Here is an 18528-nt window from a genome sequence, read left to right on the forward strand (position 1 = left end):
CGCCGCCCTTCATGGCACTAAGGTAAACTGCGCAAATGGCCATTGTACTGTATGCCTTGACGGCACTTCTCTATTGCGGCCTGGCCTTTCACGGCTGGGCGACGCGCAATCCGCAACTGGTTGCGGCCGGCGGGGCCACGGCCGGGCCCCCGGGACGCGCCGGCGGGGCGGCAACGGCCGTACTGATGCCGTCGCCCACGCCCAACGGCGGGCGTGCGGACGGCCAGCCCGCCTGGTGGCATGCGCTGGTGCTGGCCGCGCTGGTCAGTCACGGCGTGCTGTTGCACGAGACCATCTTCCCGGCGGACCACATGATGTTCGGCTTCGCCTTCGCGCTGTCGGCCATGCTCTGGCTGGGCGTGGGCATCTACTGGATCGAAAGCTTCTTCTTCTCGCTGGCCGGCCTGGGGCTGATCGTGTTTCCGGTGGCGATGCTGGCCAGCCTGATGCCGGTGGCATTTCCGGGGGCGCAGATCCTGGGCTACGCGGCGCGGCCGCTGTTCAAGCTGCATTTCGTGATCGCCAACGTGGCCTACGGGCTGTTCACGCTGGCGGCGTTCCACGCGTTCCTGATGCTGCTGGCCGAGCGTCGCCTGCACGGGTTCAACCGCCCGGCAGCCGGCGAGCCGGCGTCGGGGCAATGGCTGGGCCGCTGGCTCGATTTGCTGCCGCCGCTGCTGACGCTGGAAAAGCTGCTGTTCCGCCTGATCGCGGCGGGCTTCGTGCTGCTGACGCTGACCATCGTGTCCGGCTTCCTGTTCTCGGAGCAACTGTTCGCCCGCGCGTTCCGCGTGGACCACAAGACAGTGTTCGCGATCATTTCCTGGCTGATGTTCGGCGGCATCCTGATCGGCCGGCATTTCCGGGGCTGGCGCGGGCGCACGGCCTTGCGCTGGGTCATCGCATCGTTCGGCATCCTGCTGCTGGCCTATGTGGGCAGCCGTTTCGTGATCGAAGTGGTGCTGCACCGGATCACCTGACCGGCCATCCATTTCCCGCCTTCCGAACCAGGCCAACGTACTTCCGCTATCCCGATCCATGGCAAGAATCTTTCTCCTGCTGGCTGTCGTGCTGGGCATCCTCTGGTGGCTGCGCGCACGCGCCAGCGCCAGCGCGCAGGCCGATCTCGAACGGGCGCGGCGTAGCGCTTCGGCGCGCGCCTCCGAAGCGGCCGGCGCCCCCGAGGCGATGGTGCAATGCGCCCACTGCGGCGTGCACCTGCCGCGCGGCGACGCCATTGGCTGGCAGGGGCTGCACTACTGCCGGCGCAGCCATCTGCCGGACAGCGCGGGCGAGGGCGGCGCATGACGCGGCGGGCCTCGGTCTGGTCCACCGTGAGCGGCTGGCGCGTGCTGGTCGATCTCTGGCGCCAGCCCGAGCCGCCTGAATTCCACTGGCGCCTGCTGCGCTATTTCTGCTGGACGCGTACCGCGGTGGCACTGCTGCTGCTGGGCTACGCGTTGCTGCCGCTGGAGCGCGCCAGCAATGGCACCACCGTTGTCACGCTGGCGGCCACCGCGCGCACGGCCGCCGCCATTCCAGCGGTGGTGCCGTACCTGTGCATTGCCCTGGCGACCTTGCTGGGCACGCTGTGGCGGCGCCATTTCCATCTGCGCGTGCGCGTGCAGGTCGTGGTCGACCTGATCCTGCTGTCAGCCGTCTACCTGGTGCTGGGCCGTGGCGGCAATCACGGCGACGGGCTGGCGATGATCTTCCTGCTGCCCGCGCTGGAGGCCGGGGCGCTGACCAGCCTGCTGTTCGCGTTGTTCACCGCCGCCGTGTCGGCCATGCTGGTGATGGCCAATCCGTTCGTCCAGACCCTGCTGGTGCGCCAGGCCGATGCCAACCTGCTGGGCTCCGGCCTGTTCGGGCTGGTGTTCATGATCGCCGCGCTGGTGATGTACATGCTGGCCAATCGCCAGATCGCGCAGGAGCAACTGGCGCTGGCCCGCGAACAGGAACTGCGCCTGCAGCAGCTGGTGAACCGCCTGATGGTCAACGACATGCAGGACGGTGTGATGCTGGTGCGCGCCAACGGCGCGGTGGTGGCGGCCAATCCGGCGGCGTCCGTGCTGCTGGGCGTGCAGCCGCACGAACGCATCAGGCAGGGCCAGGTGCGCGCTGGCGAACGCGACAACGTGCTGTTCGACCTGCGCCGCATTCCGCGCCTGCAGCCGCTGATGGAAATGCTGCGCGACTGGATCCAGCGCAAGGACGACGTGCCGCGCATCCTGCAACTGCTGCCGCTCCCGTCGCGGCCCTCGGCGGGTCGTGCGCCGGTGTTGCACACGCGCTTGCGGCTGCGATTCGTGCTGCCCGGGCTGGCCGGCCTGCGCGCCACGCTGAACGGGGTGTCCACGCTGGGCGGCGACACCACGGGGTTGCACGACCTGTCGCCCGAAGGTGCCGCGCGGCTGCGGCTGGCCATTGCCCAGAACGAGGCCATGGCCTGGAGCCCCGAGGACGAGACGCTGCTGCGCAGCGAGATGCGCGACACGGTGCTGGTGCATATCGAAAGCTGGGAGCGCATTGCCGAGCAGGTGCAGCAGGAAAAGCTGGCGGCGATGGGGCGCCTGGTGGCCAGCGTGGCGCACCAGATCCGCAATCCGCTGGCGGCCATCAGCCAGGCCAACGAACTGCTTGCCGATTCCGGCGGCGGCGAGGGCACCATCGACGCCCGGCTGCTGCGCATCATCAGCGACAACGTGCGACGTCTGGATCAGGTGGTGTCCGATGTGCTGCAGTTGTCGCGCCGTCCCAAGACCGACCTGAGCGCGGTGGACCTGACCCACACGCTGCCGGAGATCATCGACCGCTGGCGGCTGGAGATGCGCTCGCGCGGGGGCGGCCGTGCCGACGTCAATGCCAATGCCATCCGCGTGGCGGTGGACCTGCAGGGCCCGGTGATCTTCGATGCTTCGCAACTGCAGCAGGTGCTGGGCAACCTGCTCGACAACGCCTGGCGCTACTGCAGCCGGCTGCCGGGTTCGATCCGCATGCTGGCGCATGCGCTGGACCAGCACCATGCCGAGCTGATCGTCTGGAACGACGGGGCCGAGGTCAATCGCGAGCAGCAGCGCGGCCTGTTCGAGCCGTTCTTCACCAGCAATCCGCAAGGCACCGGGCTGGGCCTGTTCATGGCGCGCGAGCTGTGCGGGGCCAACGATGCCCAGGTGCGTTACGGCGCCATCGTGCTCGACGCGTTGCTGGAACGCACCGGCATGCTGTCGGGCGGGGCTCGCGATACACTTCCGGCCAAGGCATTCGTGCTGACGATACGCATCCAGGCACCCGACATGGTCGATGCGGCCATCGCCGGCTAGAACGCATCGCATAACAAGAACCAACTCACCGCTCACCCTCATGCCAGCCAGACCTCCCGCCCCCGATCCGATTCTCGTCATCGACGACGAGGCTGACCTGCGCGAGCTGCTGGACATCTCCCTGCGCCGCATGGGGCATGACGTGGTGATGGCGGGGTCGCTGGCCGAAGCGCGGCTGCGTCTGGCCGAGCGCCGCTACAGCCTGGTGCTGACCGACATGCGCCTGGGCGACGGCTTGGGTATCGACATCGTGCGCCAGCTTTCCAGCTCGCCCGAACGCACCCCGGTGGCCGTGATCACCGCGTATGGCAGTGCCGACAACGCCGTGGACGCGCTCAAGGCGGGTGCCTTCGACTACATCGCCAAGCCGGTGTCGCTGGAACAGTTGCGCACGCTGATCCTGAACGCACTGGGCCGCCAGCACCGCGCCCCGGCCGATGACGGCAATGGGGGCAATGGCGGAGAGTCGTCGGAGCTGGCCGACCGCGCGGCGGCACTGCTGCCTGGCGTGTCGGCGGCCGTGGGCGAGGTGCGCCGGTCGCTGTCGCGCCTGGCGCGCAGCATGGCGCCGGTGGTGATCAGCGGCGAATCGGGCAGTGGCAAGGAGCGCGCCGCGCGTGCGATCCACGCCATCAGTGCCCGCTCGGCGCACCCGTTCGTGGCCGTGAACTGCGGCGCGATCCCCGAAACGCTGATGGAAGCCGAGTTCTTCGGCCACGTGAAGGGGGCGTTCACGGGCGCCGACGCCGAACGTGGCGGCTTTTTCCAGGCGGCCCACGGCGGCACGCTGTTGCTGGACGAGGTGGCAGACCTGCCGCTGGCCATGCAGGTCAAGCTGCTGCGCGCGCTGCAGGAACGCCGCGTGCGCAAGATCGGCGCCAGCAAGGAAGACAGCGTCGATGTGCGCGTGATGTGCGCCAGCCACAAGGACCTGGCGGCCATGGTGGCGGCCGGGTCGTTCCGGCAGGACTTGTACTACCGGCTCAACGTGCTGGAGTTGCGCATGCCCACGCTGCGCGAGCGCGTGGAAGACGTGCCCGTGCTGGCGCATGCCATCCTGGAACACCTGGCCACGCGTTATGGCGATGCCCATCCGAAGCGGCTGTCGCGCGCGGCGCTGGAGCGCCTGACCGCCTACCCGTTCCCGGGCAACGTGCGCGAGCTGGAGAACCTGCTCGAACGTGCCTACGCGTTTGCGGAAACCGACGAAATCGCGGTGGCCGATCTCGGGCCGCTCGAAGCCGGCATGGAACGCGCCAGCCTGCTGCAGCCCGGCATGCCCGCCGTGCCGCCGGGCTACGCGCCGGTGCCGGCACCGGCTGGCTACCACGCGTGGGGCAGCCCGGCGACCTGGCCGGCGATGGGTGGGGCGGGGGCAAGCATGCCCGACCTGCCGGTTGAACCGGAACCCTCGGAACCCGCAGGCCGGGCCGCCGAGCACGATCCGCTGGGCGCGGCGCTGGCCGGGCTTGCGTTGCCGATCGACCTGCCGGCCCGGCTCGAAGCCGTGGAGCGGGAACTGATCCTGCGCGCGCTGCGGCAGACCGGCTTCAACCGTACGGCCGCCGCGCCGCTGCTGGGGCTGAATTTCCGGCAGTTGCGCTACCGTATCCAGCAGCTTGGCATCCGCGACGAGCGCGATGGACGTGACGGGCGGGACAGTGCCGATGGCAGCGAGGACGGCGAGTCGCTGGCCGAAGGCGAGGGCCGCGATGGCTGACCCGGCGGCCGCCCACGACTTCGTGCCCGATGCCGATGGCTGGGTGCCCGCTGCGCGGCGCGTGCCGTCGCCGAACTTCGACGCGCGGCCGGACGGCGCGCCGCTTGACGTCGTGGTGATCCACAACATCAGCCTGCCGCCGGGCCAGTTCGGCACCGGCGATATCGAGGCGTTCTTCCAGAACCGGCTCGATGCCTCGCGCCATCCGTTCTTCGAGACCATCCGCGACGTGCGCGTGTCGGCGCACTTCCTGATTGCCCGCGACGGCGAGCTGGTGCAGTTCGTCGCCTGCACGCAGCGCGCCTGGCATGCCGGGCAGTCCGACTACTGCGGACGCCAGCGCTGCAACGATTTCTCCATCGGCATCGAGATCGAAGGCGCCGACGACCAGCCATTCACGCTGGCCCAGTACGACACCGCCGCAGCGCTGGTCACCGCGCTGCGCGCCGCGTATCCCATCGGCGGCGTCGCTGGACACAGCGACATCGCGCCCGGCCGCAAGACCGATCCGGGTCCGCATTTCGATTGGGACCGCTTCACGGCACTCGCCGGCCTGCCGGCGTCGCTGCTGCCCTACCGGGGGTCTCCGGACCAGGCGTAGGGATTTTCACGGATGTTGCGCGGACGCCGCACATTGCCCCCGTTCGATTGAAACGCCCCGAAGTGGCGCCGGCAAAACCTTGCTGCCCCAAGGGTGTCATCGTCCTGAAAAATTGCCGTGCAGTTACGTGTAAGTCGCCTCGTTTCGGCGCAATGGCGGCTACAATCGCGCCCCCAATGGTTGCAACCACGCCCCATCCTGGGTCACCTATCGATGATCCATTTCCATTAAAAAATTTTCGATTTTTTGTGCGCCACCGAACGTGACGCCGCCAAGCCTTGAGGCAGCGCGCTTTGCGGGAATGTGGCGCTGCCGCACTGGCGGCCTCAGCCCGGCCAGCGCGCTTGTCAAGACTGGTCATTGCGGCTCGTTTCACTATACTTAGCCCAGTTTTGAAACGGCACCACTAGATATAGTGGTTTCACCGGGGAGCCGGCCCACAGGTGCAGCGGGCGTCGTGGCGGTAAGCGGCGCCGGGTGCATATCAGCAGTGGGGCGGAGCAGTACCAAAAAGTCCCTAGCAAAAAGTGTCCATACGAGCAGTTGGGTTCGCATCCGGCCTGGCCGGAATCGAGTGTCTTCTGAGGCGCATTTTGCTAGGGACTTTGTTGTCTTCATAAAACACAGAAGAAGTATTCATCACAGGGTTAATACCGGAGTTACCTCATGCAAACGGCCCAAAACGAACAACAAACCACCGGCGTGACTGGCGCAACGGGCATTGCTGGCGCAGCAGCCGGCACGCAGAGCCCTGCCGCTGCAGGCGTTTCGTATCAGGACTACAAGCTGATCCGTCGCAACGGCTCCGTGGTGGCGTTCGAGCCGAACAAGATTGCCGTGGCCGTGACCAAGGCCTTCCTGGCCGTCAACGGTGGCCAGGGCGCAGCGTCCGCGCGTGTGCGCGAGCTGGTCGAGCAACTGACCCAACTGGTGGTGCGCGCGCTGGTGCGCAGCCGCCCGAACGGCGGCACGTTCCATATCGAGGACGTGCAGGATCACGTGGAACTGGCGCTGATGCGCTCGGGCGAACATGAGGTTGCCCGTGCCTACGTGCTGTACCGCGAGAAGCGCACGCAGGAGCGCGCCCAGGCAAACGCCCAGGCCGTGGCCCGCGTGCAGCAGTCCGGCGTGTCGGTCAACGTGACCGACAACGGCGCCGTGCGCGCGCTGGACCTGGTGGCCCTGCATGCACTGATCGACAACGCCTGCAGCGGTCTGGGCGACGCGGTCAGCGCCGAGCCGATCCTGAAGGAAACGCTGAAGAACCTGTACGACGGCGTGCCGATGTCGCAGGTCTACGACTCGGCCATCCTGGCCGCGCGTACGCTGATCGAGAAGGACCCGGCCTACAGCCAGGTAACCGCTCGTATCCTGCTGCACACGATCCGCAAGGAAATCCTGGGCGCCGAAGTGACCCAGACCGAAATGTCGACGAAGTACGCCGAGTACTTCCCGAAGTTCATCGCCCGCGGTATCGAAGCCGAACTGCTGGACGAAAAGCTGGCCACGTACGACCTGGCCCGCCTGGGCGCCGCGCTGGACGCATCGCGCGACTTCCAGTTCAACTACCTGGGCCTGCAGACGCTGTACGACCGCTACTTCCTGCATGTGGACGAAGTGCGCATCGAAATGCCGCAGGCGTTCTTCATGCGCGTGGCCATGGGCCTGGCGCTGGAAGAAGCTGACCGCGAAGCCCGCGCCATCGAGTTCTACCAGCTGCTGTCGTCGTTCGACTTCATGTCGTCCACGCCGACGCTGTTCAACTCGGGCACGCGCCGCTCGCAGCTGTCGTCGTGCTACCTGACCACGGTTTCCGATGACCTGGAAGGCATCTACGAAGCCCTGAAGGAAAACGCGCTGCTGTCGAAGTTTGCCGGCGGCCTGGGCAACGACTGGACCAACGTGCGCGCGCTGGGTTCGCACATCAAGGGCACCAACGGCAAGAGCCAGGGTGTGGTGCCGTTCCTGAAGGTGGTGAACGACACGGCCGTGGCCGTGAACCAGGGCGGCAAGCGCAAGGGCGCGGTGTGCGCGTACCTGGAGACGTGGCACCTGGACATCGAGGAATTCCTGGAGCTGCGCAAGAACACCGGCGACGACCGTCGCCGCACGCACGACATGAACACGGCCAACTGGATTCCGGACCTGTTCATGAAGCGCGTGATGGAAGCCGGCGAATGGACGCTGTTCTCGCCGGCCACCTGCCCGGACCTGCACGACAAGGTGGGCAAGGCCTTCGAGACCGCCTACCTGGGCTACGAAGCCAAGGCCGCCAACGGCGAGCTGAAGCTGTTCAAGAAGGTGCCGGCGCTGCAACTGTGGCGCAAGATGCTGGGCATGCTGTTCGAAACCGGCCATCCGTGGATCACGTTCAAGGACCCGTGCAACATCCGCAGCCCGCAGCAGCACGTGGGCGTGGTGCATAGCTCGAACCTGTGCACGGAAATCACGCTGAACACGAACGAAAGCGAAATCGCCGTGTGCAACCTGGGTTCGGTGAACCTGGTGGCCCACCTGAAACAGCAGGCCGACGGCACGCACGTGCTGGACCACGCCAAGCTGCAGAAGACGATCCGCACCGCGATGCGCATGCTCGACAACGTGATCGACATCAACTACTACGCGGTGGAGAAGGCGCGCAATTCGAACCTGCGTCACCGTCCGGTGGGCATGGGCATCATGGGCTTCCAGGACTGCCTGCACGTGCTGCGTACCCCGTACGCCAGCGACGCCGCGGTGAAGTTCGCCGATACGTCGATGGAAGCGGTGTGCTACTACGCCTACCACGCGTCGACCGAGCTGGCTGAAGAGCGCGGCCGCTACAGCACGTATGAAGGTTCGCTGTGGGACCGTGGCATCCTGCCGCAGGACTCGCTGAAGCTGCTCGCCGAAGAGCGCGGTGGCTACCTGGAAGTGGATTCGTCGTCGACGATGGACTGGGATTCGCTGCGTGGACGTATCAAGCAGCACGGCATGCGCAATTCGAACTGCATCGCGATCGCTCCGACCGCGACCATTTCGAACATCATCGGCGTGTCCGCCTGCATCGAGCCGACGTTCCAGAACCTGTACGTGAAGTCGAACCTGTCGGGCGAATTCACGGTGGTGAACGACTACCTGGTACGCGACCTGAAGGACCGCGGCCTGTGGGACGAGGTGATGGTTGCCGACCTGAAGTACTTCGATGGTTCGCTGGCCCGCATCGACCGCATCCCGCACGACCTGCGCGACATCTACGCCACAGCGTTCGAAGTGGAACCGACGTGGCTGGTGGAAGCCGCCAGCCGCCGCCAGAAGTGGATCGACCAGGCGCAATCGCTGAACATCTACATGGCCGGCGCCTCGGGCAAGAAGCTGGACGACACGTACAAGCTGGCCTGGCTGCGCGGCCTGAAGACGACGTACTACCTGCGCACGATCGCCGCCACCCACGTGGAGAAGTCCACGGTGTCGCGCGGTTCGCTGAATGCGGTGTCGTCGGGTGCCGACGGCCAGTCGGGCATCGACGCGGCCGCTGCATCGGCCCCGGCCATGCCGGAAGCCGAAGGCGCGGTTTGCACGATGCGTCCGGGTGACCCCGGTTTCGACGAGTGCGAAGCCTGCCAGTAACTGATTGAATCACCCCTGGTCTGCTCCCCTCTCCCGCTCAGGCGGGAGAGGGGCCGGGGGAGAGGGCAGGGCGCACGCGCTGAAGTGCAACCGCCGAGCCGCCCCTAAACGAATTTCCGGAGAACACAACATGCTGAGCTGGGACGACGACGTTCAAGCCACGCCGCAAGCTGCACCGCAGCCTGCCCTGCAACCCGCCGCGTCGGCCTCCACGGTCGACCAGCAAGGCGTACTGCCGCCGTCCGCCACGGCACCGTCGGGCATCCTCGGCAACAATCCGAACGCCGCCGCCGCGCAAAGCACCCGCCGCGTGAACGCCGCCGACAAGCGCGTGATCAACGGCGCCACCGACGTGAACCAGCTGGTGCCGTTCAAGTACAAGTGGGCGTGGGAAAAGTACCTGGCCGGTTGCGCCAACCACTGGATGCCGCAGGAAATCAACATGTCGCGTGACATCGCCCTGTGGAAGGACCCGAACGGTCTGACCGAGGACGAGCGCCGCGTCATCAAGCGCAACCTGGGCTTCTTCGTGACGGCCGACTCGCTGGCCGCCAACAACATCGTGCTGGGCACCTACCGCCAGATCACGGCGCCGGAATGCCGCCAGTACCTGCTGCGCCAGGCGTTTGAAGAGGCTATTCACACGCACGCCTATCAGTACATCGTGGAATCGCTCGGCCTGGATGAAGCCGAGATCTTCAACGCGTACCACGAAGTGCAGTCGATCCGTGACAAGGACGAGTTCCTGATCCCGTTCATCGACACGCTGACCGATCCGTCGTTCAAGACCGGCACGCCGGAAAACGACCAGAAGCTGCTGAAGAGCCTGATCGTCTTCGCCTGCATCATGGAAGGCCTGTTCTTCTACGTGGGCTTCACGCAGATCCTGGCGATGGGCCGCCAGAACAAGATGACCGGTGCCGCCGAGCAGTACCAGTACATCCTGCGCGACGAATCGCTGCACTGCAATTTCGGCATCGACCTGATCAACCAGATCAAGCTCGAGAATCCGCACCTGTGGACGCCGGAATTCAAGGCCGAGATCACCGATCTGTTCAAGAAGGCCGTGGACCTGGAATACCGCTACGCCGAAGACACCATGCCGCGCGGCGTGCTGGGTCTGAACGCGCCGATGTTCAAGGGCTACCTGCGCTACATCTGCAACCGCCGCTGCCAGCAGATCGGCCTGGAGCAGCTGTTCCCGAACGAGGAAAACCCGTTCCCGTGGATGAGCGAGATGATCGACCTGAAGAAGGAACGCAACTTCTTCGAAACGCGTGTGATCGAGTACCAGACCGGCGGCGCGCTGTCGTGGGACTGATCTGACTGACGAGAAACCAGTCAACTACCGGTTGAAGGGTCGGCTGCAGCATCAATACGAAGCAAACAAGTCCAGCAGCCAGGACGGGTGAGGAACGGCCATCGGGTGAGAGCCCGATGGCCGTTGTTCTTTTGGGGCGGGATATGGTGAATGCGGCCTTTTTTGTCGAGGCCGAGACTATGCGATCGCACGGTTTTTGGTCGAAAGCGGCTGATTTTGATGCTAAACCGTGCGATCGACGAGTTTCGCCCCAACGCCTCCCAACCCCAACCTCAATCCGCCGTCGCCCCCGACCGTTTCACCACGGTCGACCACTTCCTGATTTCGCTGTCGACGAACTTCGCGGTATCGGCGGGCGACATGGGCATCGGCTCTGATCCCCGGTCGGTGATGAACTTGTTCAGTTCGGGCGATTGCAGGGCCTTCACCGTTTCCGTGTTGAGTTGGTTGACGATGGCCGCGGGCGTGGCCGCCGGCACCATCATCACGGCCCAGCCGAGCGCTTCGAAGCCAGCCACGCCTTGCTCTCGGACCGTGGGTACCGAGGGCAGCTGGGGCACGCGCTTGGCCGTGGTCACTGCCAGCGGTATCGCCTTGTTGGTCTGGATCAGCGGCATGGCGGCGGTCACCGAGTCCACCATCAGCGGAATCTGGTTGCCCAGGAAGTCGGCCTGGGCCGGGCCGCTGCCCTTGTAGGGAATATGGACGATGAAGGTGCCGGTCTGCGCCTTGAGCATCTCGGCCGACAGGTGCTGGGTGCCGCCGATACCGGCACTGGCGTAGCTGTACTTGCCCGGCGCGGCCTTGGCCTTGGCAATCAGGTCGCGCAGCGACGTGAAGCCCGACTGCGGCGTGGCCAGGAACACCAGCGGCACCGAAAACACGCCGGACACCGGCGCGAAGTCCTGGCGCGGATCGTAGTTCAGCTTCTTGTAGAGTGTCTGGTTGATGGCCATCGCGCTGCCGGCCATCACGATCGTGTAGCCGTCGGCCGGGGCCTTGGCGGCCACTTCCATGCCGATGTTGCCGCCCGCACCGGCGCGATTCTCCACCACGATCGACTGGCCTAGCTGTTTGCCGAGTTTCTCGGCCAACGCGCGCGCAAAGATGTCGGTGGCCTGTCCGGGCGGAAACGGCACGATCAGCTTGATGGGGCGTTCGGGCCAGGCGGCTTGGGCGGTGCTGGCGGCGGCCAGCAGCAGGGCGGCCAGCGTCAGGCTGGCGTGGGGGCGCAACGACTTCAAGGGAATGTCTCCTCAACTGTGGGTGAAACGGCAGTGACGTCTTTGTCCGTGGCGTCCTTGACCGCTCTTGATGCGATTCTACGCGTGCTTCGCTTTCAGAATCGGCTCAAAGACGCTAGGCAATTGGCCGCATACGATCGTTTGCGATCCCAACCAAGGAGAACGTCACGATGCGAGCCGTTGTATTGCAACACCTGGGCGAAGTCCCGCGTTTCAGCCAATTCCATGACCCCGAGCCGCGCGAAGGGGAGACCCTGGTGCGCGCCAGTGCCGCGCTGGTGCGAGCCTCCGACGTGGCCATCGCACGCGGGCAGCACCCGCGTATGCCGCTGGAACTGCCCTATATCTGTGGGCGCGACGGGGTGGGCTATCTGGCTGGTGGCCAGCGCGTGTACTTCCACGCGGGCCGCAGCCCGTTTGGCGCCATGGCCGAGTTCGTGCCGGCAGAGTGGGTGGTGCCGGTGCCGGACGAGGTGGATTCGGTGGACGCCGCTGCGCTGGTGGGCCCCGCGTTGAAGGTATGGCTGCCGCTGGCCGTGCGCGCGGACTTGGCTCCTGGTGAGACGGTTCTGATCCTGGGGGCATCCGGCATGCTGGGCCGGCTTGCGATACAGGCTGCGCGCCTGCAGGGTGCCGGGCGGGTGATCGTGGCGGGGCATCGCATCGACCTGCTGACGATGCCGGGCGCCGATGCGCAGATCGATCTGGGCCAGGCACCGAGCCTGCTGCAACATGCGTTTGCCACCCATGCCGCCGACGGCATCGACGTGGTGCTGGACTTTGTCTGGGGCGAGACGCTGGAGCTGCTGCTATCTGCGCTGGTTCAGGCGGGCAGCATGCCGACGCTGCCGGGGCATCACGGCACCCGCGTGGTGTGCGTGGCCGATCGCCGGACGGGGAGCCTCATGATGGCGCCCACGGCCATGCGCGATTCCAACGCCATGCTGATGGGATGTGGGCCAGCCAGTCATCCTCCACCGGAAGACCTGAGGTTCCTGGTGGAGGATGTTCTCGGTTGCATGCGTGCCGACTACCTGTCGGTCGAACCGGCCGAGGCGATGCCGGCCGCCGAGGTGGCCGACGTATGGCGCCTGGCTGGCGAGTCCGAGCGCCGCGTGGTGCTGACGCTCGACTAACGGCAAAGGCCGCGGGGAGGCGGCTGGTGGATCAGGCGGCCTTGCGCTGCTCGACCGGTGCGGTGCCTTCGGCCTTGCGTTCGCCGCCAAGCGCGTCGGTCAGGTCCGCCAGCATGCCCGCCAGTTCGCCAGCCATCATCGCGAAGTCGGCGTCGAAGCGCTCGTTCTCGTCGTGGAGCGTGCCATCGGCCTGTTCCTTGATGACATCGAGCGGGTTCACGCGCTTGACGGCCAGCGCATCGGTCAGCACGAACGACACGCGGTCGTTCCAGGTCATGGCCAGCCGCGTGCAGCGCTTGCCGGCCTCGATGTGGCGGCGCAGGTCCTCGGCGTCGAGCGGATGGCGCACATAGCGCACGGTGGCCTTGCTCTCGCTGCTGCTCTGGAGTTCGATTTCCTGGTCGACCGTGAAGCCGGCCGGCGCGGTTTCGGTGGCCAGCCATTCGGTCATGGCGGCTACCGGCGACAGGTTGACCTGCAGGCCCACCACTGGCAGCGGATCGATGGCCTTGAACAGCATGCCGCGCACTTCGTCAGCCTTGGCGGTGCCGGCGGCATCGATGGCCAGCCAGCCGTTGACCGGGTCGATCCAGACGCGGGTGTCGCGGCGGATGCTGAACGCGCGCGGCAGCAGTTCCTCGGTCACCTGTTCCTTGAGCTCCTTGAGCTGCTTGCGGCCCGGCTTGAAGCCTTGCTGTTCTTCGATTTCGGCGGCGCGCGCCTTGGTCACCTGGTTGACCACGGTGGCGGGCAGCAGTTTCTTTTCGGTGCGCAGCACCAGCAGCATCTGGCGATTGACGCAGTGCACGAGCTGGTCGTTGTCGCGGGGCGATGCCCAGCCCTGGGTTTGCATTTCAAGGCTGGTGCCCGGGTAGAACGCATGCTTGGCCAGGCAGGCCTCGACATCTTCTGCACTCAGCGTCCACGGGGCGGAGAAACGGTGAACCTGGAGATTCTTGAACCACATGAAAATTCGGCCTCGCGTACGGGTTGGAAAATTGGCAAGGGTCGAATTCTAACGGCTCGGCGACGGCACGCGCCGAAGAAAAAAGTAAGCGCCCATGGCGCGGAACGAATGGTTCCACGCCATGGGCGCCATATGGCAGGGCCGGCAAGCCGCCGGCCCGCGTATCAGATGTCGAGCTTCGAGATCTTGGTGCCTTCCAGGCTCAGGCCGGCCATGACGCCCGCATTGGTCATGGCAAAGCCAATGATCGGTTGCTGGGCGGTATTGGTGTCGATCTGGCCATTCGCGCCGATCGTGGCCAGTGCCACCGTGGCGTCGGCACCGACTTGCCAGCCGCTGCTGCGCACAAACTTGTCGTAGGCATCCTGTGTCATGAACATCAGGATGAATGCCTTGGACTGCGCACCGATCTGCCAGCCGATCGAGCCGGAAATGGCGCGGTAGTAGCCGCGATTGGCGCCGCCGGATCGCAACACGCCGTCGCCGTACTCGCCCCCGACGATAAAGCCGGCCGAGAGCAGTTTCGGGAAGATCAGGATGCCCTTGGCCTTGGCGCCGAGGTCGCGCGCACCATTGGCTGTTGCATACAGCCGGCTCAGGGTATCGGTGGCACCCGTATCGATTTCGCGACGCTTCGAGGCGGCGTCGCCCGAGTCTTTGGGCCCGGTGAAGCTGCAACCTGTGAGCGACAGCGCGCCAACGGAAAGACCGGTGAGGCCGACAAGCCCAGCGCTGCCGGCGGACAGGAAGGTTCGACGTTTCATTATTTCCTCCAGGAGGGGTTCATGTGTTGCAACCGCCTCTACAGCATAGGCGGGCAAGGCACATCCGCAAATGCGATTTTGTCTGACAAGGAGGGGAGGGGACTCTGACATGACATCGACATACTTTCTTGCAAATCGCGGGAACTTCACCCGGAACCCGCGTTTATCCTCTGGGTCTGTCGTGCATGTACAAGTCAACCGCTCCCAACTCCATGTCCATCGGTCACACCGCTTCCCACACGTCGAACGAGAATGCTGCGTCGCAGCGTACCCGCCCCTGGATGCGCGCCGGCGCGCTCGCCACGCCGCTCGCGGCACTGCTGCTCGGTGCCTGCGCATCCCAGCCGTCCACGGAAACTCCGGAAGCCCGCCAGGAAGTGGCGCAGATGAACGCCGGCTGGCAGGCCGAGCGTGCCAAGTACATGGATTGCGTGCAGGACAAGGCCGGCGATGGCGCCAAGGGCAAGGGCACGTCGAAGGAAGTGGCCTCCGGGGCCATCGACGCATGCAAAGACCAGTTGAAGGTCATGCACGATGCCTTCCAGTCTTACCTCTCCGCGCAGATGAGCAGCGCGCACGGCCAGACCAGCGCGCGCCAGGCCGCTGACCGGGTCACGACCGACACGCGCGAGAAGGCGCGCACGTACCTGACGCGCTATGTCGAAGTGGAGCGCTACAAGGCCGGCCAGCGCTGAGCGCGCTGAACCCTGAAATCTAGAGCATCGCCAGCGGCTGCGCGTGACGCGGTGGCGGGAACAGCTTGTCCAGTTCGGCGAGCTGTTCCGGCGAGAGCACGATATCCAGCGCGCCGAAGTTCTCGCGCAATCGGTCGCGGTTGCCGGTCTTCGGAATCGGGATCACATCGTCGGACGCCAGCAGCCAGGCCAGCGCGGCCTGCGCCGGAGTCATGCTGTATTGCGCTGCAAAACGCTGCAGTCCGGCATTGCGCAGCAGGCGCGCCTGTTCAATTGGCGAATAGGCCATCACCGGCACGTTGCGTTCGCGCAGCCAAGGCAGCAGGTCGAACTCGATGCCGCGCCGGCTCAGGTTGTAGAGCAACTGGTTCACCGTTACCGCGTCGCCGCCCGGCGCCTCCCAGAATTCCTCCATATCCGCCAGGTCAAGATTGCTGACGCCGAAATGGCGGATCTTGCCGGCTGCCTGCAGCGCCTGGAACGCCTCCAGCGTTTCGTCAAACGGCACATCGCCGCGCCAATGCAGCAGATACAAGTCCAGCCGGTCGGTGCCCAGCCGGCGCAGACTGCGCTCGCACGCGGCCACCGTGCCCTTGCGGCTGGCATTGTGGGGATACACCTTGCTGACCAGGAACGCCTGGTCGCGGCGGCCAGCCAGTGCCTCGCCGATCAGCGATTCAGACAGCCCTTCGCCATACATCTCCGCCGTATCGACCAGTCGCAGCCCCAGGTCCAGGCCCATTTGCAGCGTGGCGATTTCCTCCGCGCGGGTTGCGCGGTGATCGCCGACATTCCAGGTGCCCATGCCCAGCGCGGGAACGCGCTCGCCGCCGGGCAGCGTGACTTGCTTCATTTGCGATGCCTCCGGTATCGGGAAACTTGCCCTCCACACTAGTGAACATCGCGACGCGGCACAAGCACGCCGCCCGCACGGCACTTTTAACCCTGGGGCAGGAATCGGGCGCTTCAACGGTGCTGGTGCCGGAATTCCTGCGTCTTGCCGCCGTAGCCATAGGCGGCGGCGCGGGCGTCGATCACGTAGATATAGGACACCGGGTTGACGTCGCCAATCAGCTCGGACAGCGCTTCGAACGACTGGCGCAGGTACTCGGCCTTCTCCGCCTTGGTGTTGGTCTCGTCGGTCACGCTGATATCGAGCTGGAACGCGTTGCGGCCCTTGTCATATTCGGACAGCGGCTTGCCGCCGATGAACCATTGTTCGCGCGGGATGTACGTCACGGTGGTGGCGATCACGGGGGCTTCCTTGCCCAGTACGCGCTGGGTCAGTTCACCCACCACCGCCACGGCGCGGCGCGTCAGTTCGGTGTCGGGATGACCGGAAATCTGCAGGGATACGTGGGGCATGATTGACTCCTTTGGGTTGGGTTTCTTACTTTGCGGTGCGCTGTAGTGCGCGCTGCGGTGATGTCATAGTAGGTACGGACTTGATATCGGAAAAGCGGGAATATACGATGCTATCTATCGTATTGGCCGAAGTGTGAAATCATGCGTGGATTCGAAACAGACCAGCTCCGGACCTTTGTGGCCGTGGCCGAAAGCGGCAGCCTGTCGGCGGCGGCGCCACGGCTGTTCCTGTCGCAATCGTCGGTCAGCGAGCAGTTGAAGAAGCTGGAGGAACGTGCGGGCGTGCCGCTGCTGACGCGCGGCAAGAAGGGCGCAGCGACGACGCCTGCCGGCGCTCGATTGCTCGACTATGCGCGGCGCATCCTGCTGCTGAACGAGCAGGCCATGGCGGAATTACGAGGGCAGACGCTCGATGGCGAGTTGCGGCTGGCGGTGACCGACTATTTCAGGCCGGGAGAGATTGCTGGCATGCTGCGTCGGCTGCGCGACCGTTACCCCTACTTGAAGCTGCACGTCACGGTAATGAAGAGCGCCGCGATCGAGGCCGCGTCGGATCTGGATGCTTTCGACATCGGCCTGAGCATGCGTCTGGTGGGCGCACGTGGCGCCGAGAAAGCGGTTGCGGCAACGCGCGGTGGCACGGTGCTGCGGCGCGAGGCGCTGGCCTGGGTGGCGGCACCGGAAATTTTCGAAATGCCGCAGTCGACGTTGCCGCTCGTGCTGCTGCCCGATACCTGTTCGATGCATCAGTTCGTGGTGCAGCTGCTGATGCGCCGCCGGCGCGAATTCGAGATCGCGCATTCGGCGTCCGGCGTGGCTGGCCTGCATCTGGCGCTGGCGGCGGGGCTCGGGGTGTCCTGCCTCAATGCGTCGGCTATCGGCCCGGGCGTGGTGCCGCTGGACGCGGCGGGCGTGGCGGGATGGAAGCTGCCCGCGCTGCCTTCGGCGGAGTTCTATCTATTAGGTGCGCGGCGCGGCGAAAGCGAATTCATCGGCCAGGCCAGGCAGGCGCTGGCGGAGCAGTTTGGCTGAGCGGGTCAGGTCTCGCTCCATTGCCGCAGCAGGTTGTGATAGCAGCCCACCAGGCTGCGCCGCGCGCGCTCGTCGGCGTTGGTCTGGTTCAACGTCTGGATGGCGTTGTCCATGTCGAAGAGCAGGGTGCGCTGGCCGTCGTCGCGAATCAGGCTCTGGATCCAGAAGAAGCTGGCCACCCGGGTGCCGCGCGTGATGGGCGTCACCTGGTGCAGGCTCGTGGCGGGATAGATCACCATGTCGCCGGCCGCCAGTTTTACAGAATGCACGCCGTAGGTATCTTCCACCTGCAGCTCGCCGCCGTCGTAGCTGGCCGGATCGGACAGGAACAGCGTGGCGGAGATGTCGGTGCGCAGCTTGCGCCCATTGTGCGGATGGATGCGCACACCGCCATCGACGTGCGCGCCGAACGTCATGCCCTCGCTGTAGCGGTTGAACATTGGCGGATAAACGATGTTCGGCAGCGCTGCACTAATAAATAGAGGATGGCGCTCCAGCGCCGCCAGGATCAGGTGCTGGCATTGCGCCGCCACTTCCGATCTTTCGTCGATCTGCTGGTTGAACTTCACCGGCGCACCCGAGTAGCCGGCCGACACGCGGCCGTCGACCCAGGCGTCGCCCGCATGTTCGAGCTGGCCCAGCACCATGGCAAGCTGCTCGGCGTTAAGAACTTTCGGAATGCGCACCAGCATGAATGGAGTCCGGTTGGGGCCGGGCGCCGTCAGGGCAAATGCCCTGCGAGCGGCCCCGG

General features: G+C 65.6%; 16 protein-coding genes. 10 read left to right on the forward strand and 6 right to left on the reverse strand.

The genetic code is table 11. From position 1 onward, the window contains the following. Positions 1–35: 35 nt before the first annotated feature. The 7 genes from MFF62_RS23480 to MFF62_RS23510 all read left to right on the forward strand — a co-directional run bounded on the left by MFF62_RS23480 (position 36) and on the right by MFF62_RS23510 (position 10574). Positions 36–980 carry a cytochrome C assembly family protein gene (locus MFF62_RS23480; RefSeq protein ID WP_238265515.1) on the forward strand — a complete coding sequence of 315 codons (945 nt, stop codon included), beginning with the start codon at positions 36–38 and terminating at the stop codon, positions 978–980. Between the two features lie 58 nt (positions 981–1038). After that, a complete protein-coding gene (locus MFF62_RS23485) occupies positions 1039–1308 on the forward strand; it encodes a PP0621 family protein (RefSeq protein WP_238265516.1) in 270 nt (89 codons plus the stop codon). Beyond that, a complete protein-coding gene (locus MFF62_RS23490; protein WP_238265517.1) occupies positions 1305–3323 on the forward strand; it encodes a sensor histidine kinase in 2019 nt (672 codons plus the stop codon). Before MFF62_RS23485 ends, MFF62_RS23490 begins: the two co-directional genes overlap by 4 nt. Before the next feature lie 40 nt (positions 3324–3363). Then, on the forward strand, positions 3364–5043 hold the full coding sequence (locus tag MFF62_RS23495) for a sigma-54-dependent transcriptional regulator (RefSeq protein ID WP_238265518.1): 1680 nt from the start codon (positions 3364–3366) through the stop codon (positions 5041–5043). Then, on the forward strand, positions 5036–5644 hold the full coding sequence (gene ampD, locus MFF62_RS23500; RefSeq protein ID WP_238265519.1) for a 1,6-anhydro-N-acetylmuramyl-L-alanine amidase AmpD: 609 nt from the start codon (positions 5036–5038) through the stop codon (positions 5642–5644). Before MFF62_RS23495 ends, ampD begins: the two co-directional genes overlap by 8 nt. Positions 5645–6310: 666 nt before the next feature. Beyond that, positions 6311–9253 carry a ribonucleoside-diphosphate reductase subunit alpha gene (locus MFF62_RS23505; protein ID WP_238265520.1) on the forward strand — a complete coding sequence of 981 codons (2943 nt, stop codon included), beginning with the start codon at positions 6311–6313 and terminating at the stop codon, positions 9251–9253. Positions 9254–9383: 130 nt separating this feature from the next. Beyond that, positions 9384–10574, forward strand: a complete 1191-nt coding sequence (locus tag MFF62_RS23510) for a ribonucleotide-diphosphate reductase subunit beta (protein WP_238265522.1) — start codon at positions 9384–9386, stop codon at positions 10572–10574. A 272-nt stretch (positions 10575–10846) separates the two neighbouring features. Here MFF62_RS23510 and MFF62_RS23515 read toward each other — a convergent pair whose 3' ends face one another. Further along, positions 10847–11809, reverse strand: coding sequence for a tripartite tricarboxylate transporter substrate binding protein (locus MFF62_RS23515; RefSeq protein WP_238265587.1), 963 nt, complete (start codon positions 11807–11809; stop codon positions 10847–10849). A 179-nt stretch (positions 11810–11988) separates the two neighbouring features. Here MFF62_RS23515 and MFF62_RS23520 point away from each other — a divergent pair, with 179 nt between their 5' ends. After that, positions 11989–12954 carry a quinone oxidoreductase family protein gene (locus MFF62_RS23520; RefSeq protein ID WP_238265523.1) on the forward strand — a complete coding sequence of 322 codons (966 nt, stop codon included), beginning with the start codon at positions 11989–11991 and terminating at the stop codon, positions 12952–12954. A gap of 31 nt (positions 12955–12985) precedes the next feature. Here the strand turns inward: MFF62_RS23520 and MFF62_RS23525 are convergent, their stop codons facing one another. Both MFF62_RS23525 and MFF62_RS23530 read right to left on the reverse strand, forming a co-directional pair. Beyond that, a complete protein-coding gene (locus MFF62_RS23525) occupies positions 12986–13921 on the reverse strand; it encodes a recombination-associated protein RdgC (protein WP_238265524.1) in 936 nt (311 codons plus the stop codon). Between the two features lie 164 nt (positions 13922–14085). Beyond that, positions 14086–14685 carry a BPSL1445 family SYLF domain-containing lipoprotein gene (locus MFF62_RS23530; protein WP_238265525.1) on the reverse strand — a complete coding sequence of 200 codons (600 nt, stop codon included), beginning with the start codon at positions 14683–14685 and terminating at the stop codon, positions 14086–14088. Between the two features lie 212 nt (positions 14686–14897). On the opposite strand from MFF62_RS23530, the gene MFF62_RS23535 reads away from it, so the two are divergent. Then, complete coding sequence (locus MFF62_RS23535; RefSeq protein ID WP_309295915.1) at positions 14898–15380, forward strand: hypothetical protein; 483 nt, start codon at positions 14898–14900, stop codon at positions 15378–15380. A gap of 19 nt (positions 15381–15399) precedes the next feature. Here the strand turns inward: MFF62_RS23535 and MFF62_RS23540 are convergent, their stop codons facing one another. After that, positions 15400–16233 carry an aldo/keto reductase gene (locus MFF62_RS23540; RefSeq protein ID WP_238265526.1) on the reverse strand — a complete coding sequence of 278 codons (834 nt, stop codon included), beginning with the start codon at positions 16231–16233 and terminating at the stop codon, positions 15400–15402. Between the two features lie 113 nt (positions 16234–16346). Further along, complete coding sequence (locus MFF62_RS23545) at positions 16347–16745, reverse strand: tautomerase family protein (protein WP_238265527.1); 399 nt, start codon at positions 16743–16745, stop codon at positions 16347–16349. Positions 16746–16886: 141 nt separating this feature from the next. Here MFF62_RS23545 and MFF62_RS23550 point away from each other — a divergent pair, with 141 nt between their 5' ends. Then, a complete protein-coding gene (locus tag MFF62_RS23550) occupies positions 16887–17777 on the forward strand; it encodes a LysR family transcriptional regulator (RefSeq protein WP_238265528.1) in 891 nt (296 codons plus the stop codon). Positions 17778–17782: 5 nt separating this feature from the next. On the opposite strand, the gene MFF62_RS23555 is transcribed toward MFF62_RS23550, so the two are convergent. Then, the gene (locus MFF62_RS23555; protein WP_238265529.1) at positions 17783–18469 is read right to left on the reverse strand and encodes a Fe2+-dependent dioxygenase; all 687 of its coding nucleotides are present in this window, start codon (positions 18467–18469) and stop codon (positions 17783–17785) included. Between the last annotated feature and the right edge of the window lie 59 nt (positions 18470–18528).

Origin of the sequence: Cupriavidus pauculus (genome assembly GCF_022179805.1) — a bacterium.
In the GTDB taxonomy this organism is placed as follows: domain Bacteria; phylum Pseudomonadota; class Gammaproteobacteria; order Burkholderiales; family Burkholderiaceae; genus Cupriavidus; species Cupriavidus pauculus_E.

Bases quoted from the DNA above. Each gene is read 5' to 3' on its own strand.
- MFF62_RS23485 (WP_238265516.1), top strand. From the start codon at position 1,039: ATGGCAAGAATCTTTCTCCTGCTGGCTGTCGTGCTGGGCATCCTCTGG.
- MFF62_RS23545 (WP_238265527.1), bottom strand. From the start codon at position 16,745: ATGCCCCACGTATCCCTGCAGATTTCCGGTCATCCCGACACCGAACTG.
- MFF62_RS23490 (WP_238265517.1), top strand. From the start codon at position 1,305: ATGACGCGGCGGGCCTCGGTCTGGTCCACCGTGAGCGGCTGGCGCGTG.
- MFF62_RS23550 (WP_238265528.1), top strand. From the start codon at position 16,887: ATGCGTGGATTCGAAACAGACCAGCTCCGGACCTTTGTGGCCGTGGCC.
- MFF62_RS23520 (WP_238265523.1), top strand. From the start codon at position 11,989: ATGCGAGCCGTTGTATTGCAACACCTGGGCGAAGTCCCGCGTTTCAGC.
- MFF62_RS23540 (WP_238265526.1), bottom strand. From the start codon at position 16,233: ATGAAGCAAGTCACGCTGCCCGGCGGCGAGCGCGTTCCCGCGCTGGGC.
- MFF62_RS23505 (WP_238265520.1), top strand. From the start codon at position 6,311: ATGCAAACGGCCCAAAACGAACAACAAACCACCGGCGTGACTGGCGCA.
- MFF62_RS23510 (WP_238265522.1), top strand. From the start codon at position 9,384: ATGCTGAGCTGGGACGACGACGTTCAAGCCACGCCGCAAGCTGCACCG.
- MFF62_RS23530 (WP_238265525.1), bottom strand. From the start codon at position 14,685: ATGAAACGTCGAACCTTCCTGTCCGCCGGCAGCGCTGGGCTTGTCGGC.
- MFF62_RS23495 (WP_238265518.1), top strand. From the start codon at position 3,364: ATGCCAGCCAGACCTCCCGCCCCCGATCCGATTCTCGTCATCGACGAC.
- MFF62_RS23525 (WP_238265524.1), bottom strand. From the start codon at position 13,921: ATGTGGTTCAAGAATCTCCAGGTTCACCGTTTCTCCGCCCCGTGGACG.
- MFF62_RS23480 (WP_238265515.1), top strand. From the start codon at position 36: ATGGCCATTGTACTGTATGCCTTGACGGCACTTCTCTATTGCGGCCTG.
- MFF62_RS23555 (WP_238265529.1), bottom strand. From the start codon at position 18,469: ATGCTGGTGCGCATTCCGAAAGTTCTTAACGCCGAGCAGCTTGCCATG.
- MFF62_RS23535 (WP_309295915.1), top strand. From the start codon at position 14,898: ATGTCCATCGGTCACACCGCTTCCCACACGTCGAACGAGAATGCTGCG.
- ampD (WP_238265519.1), top strand. From the start codon at position 5,036: ATGGCTGACCCGGCGGCCGCCCACGACTTCGTGCCCGATGCCGATGGC.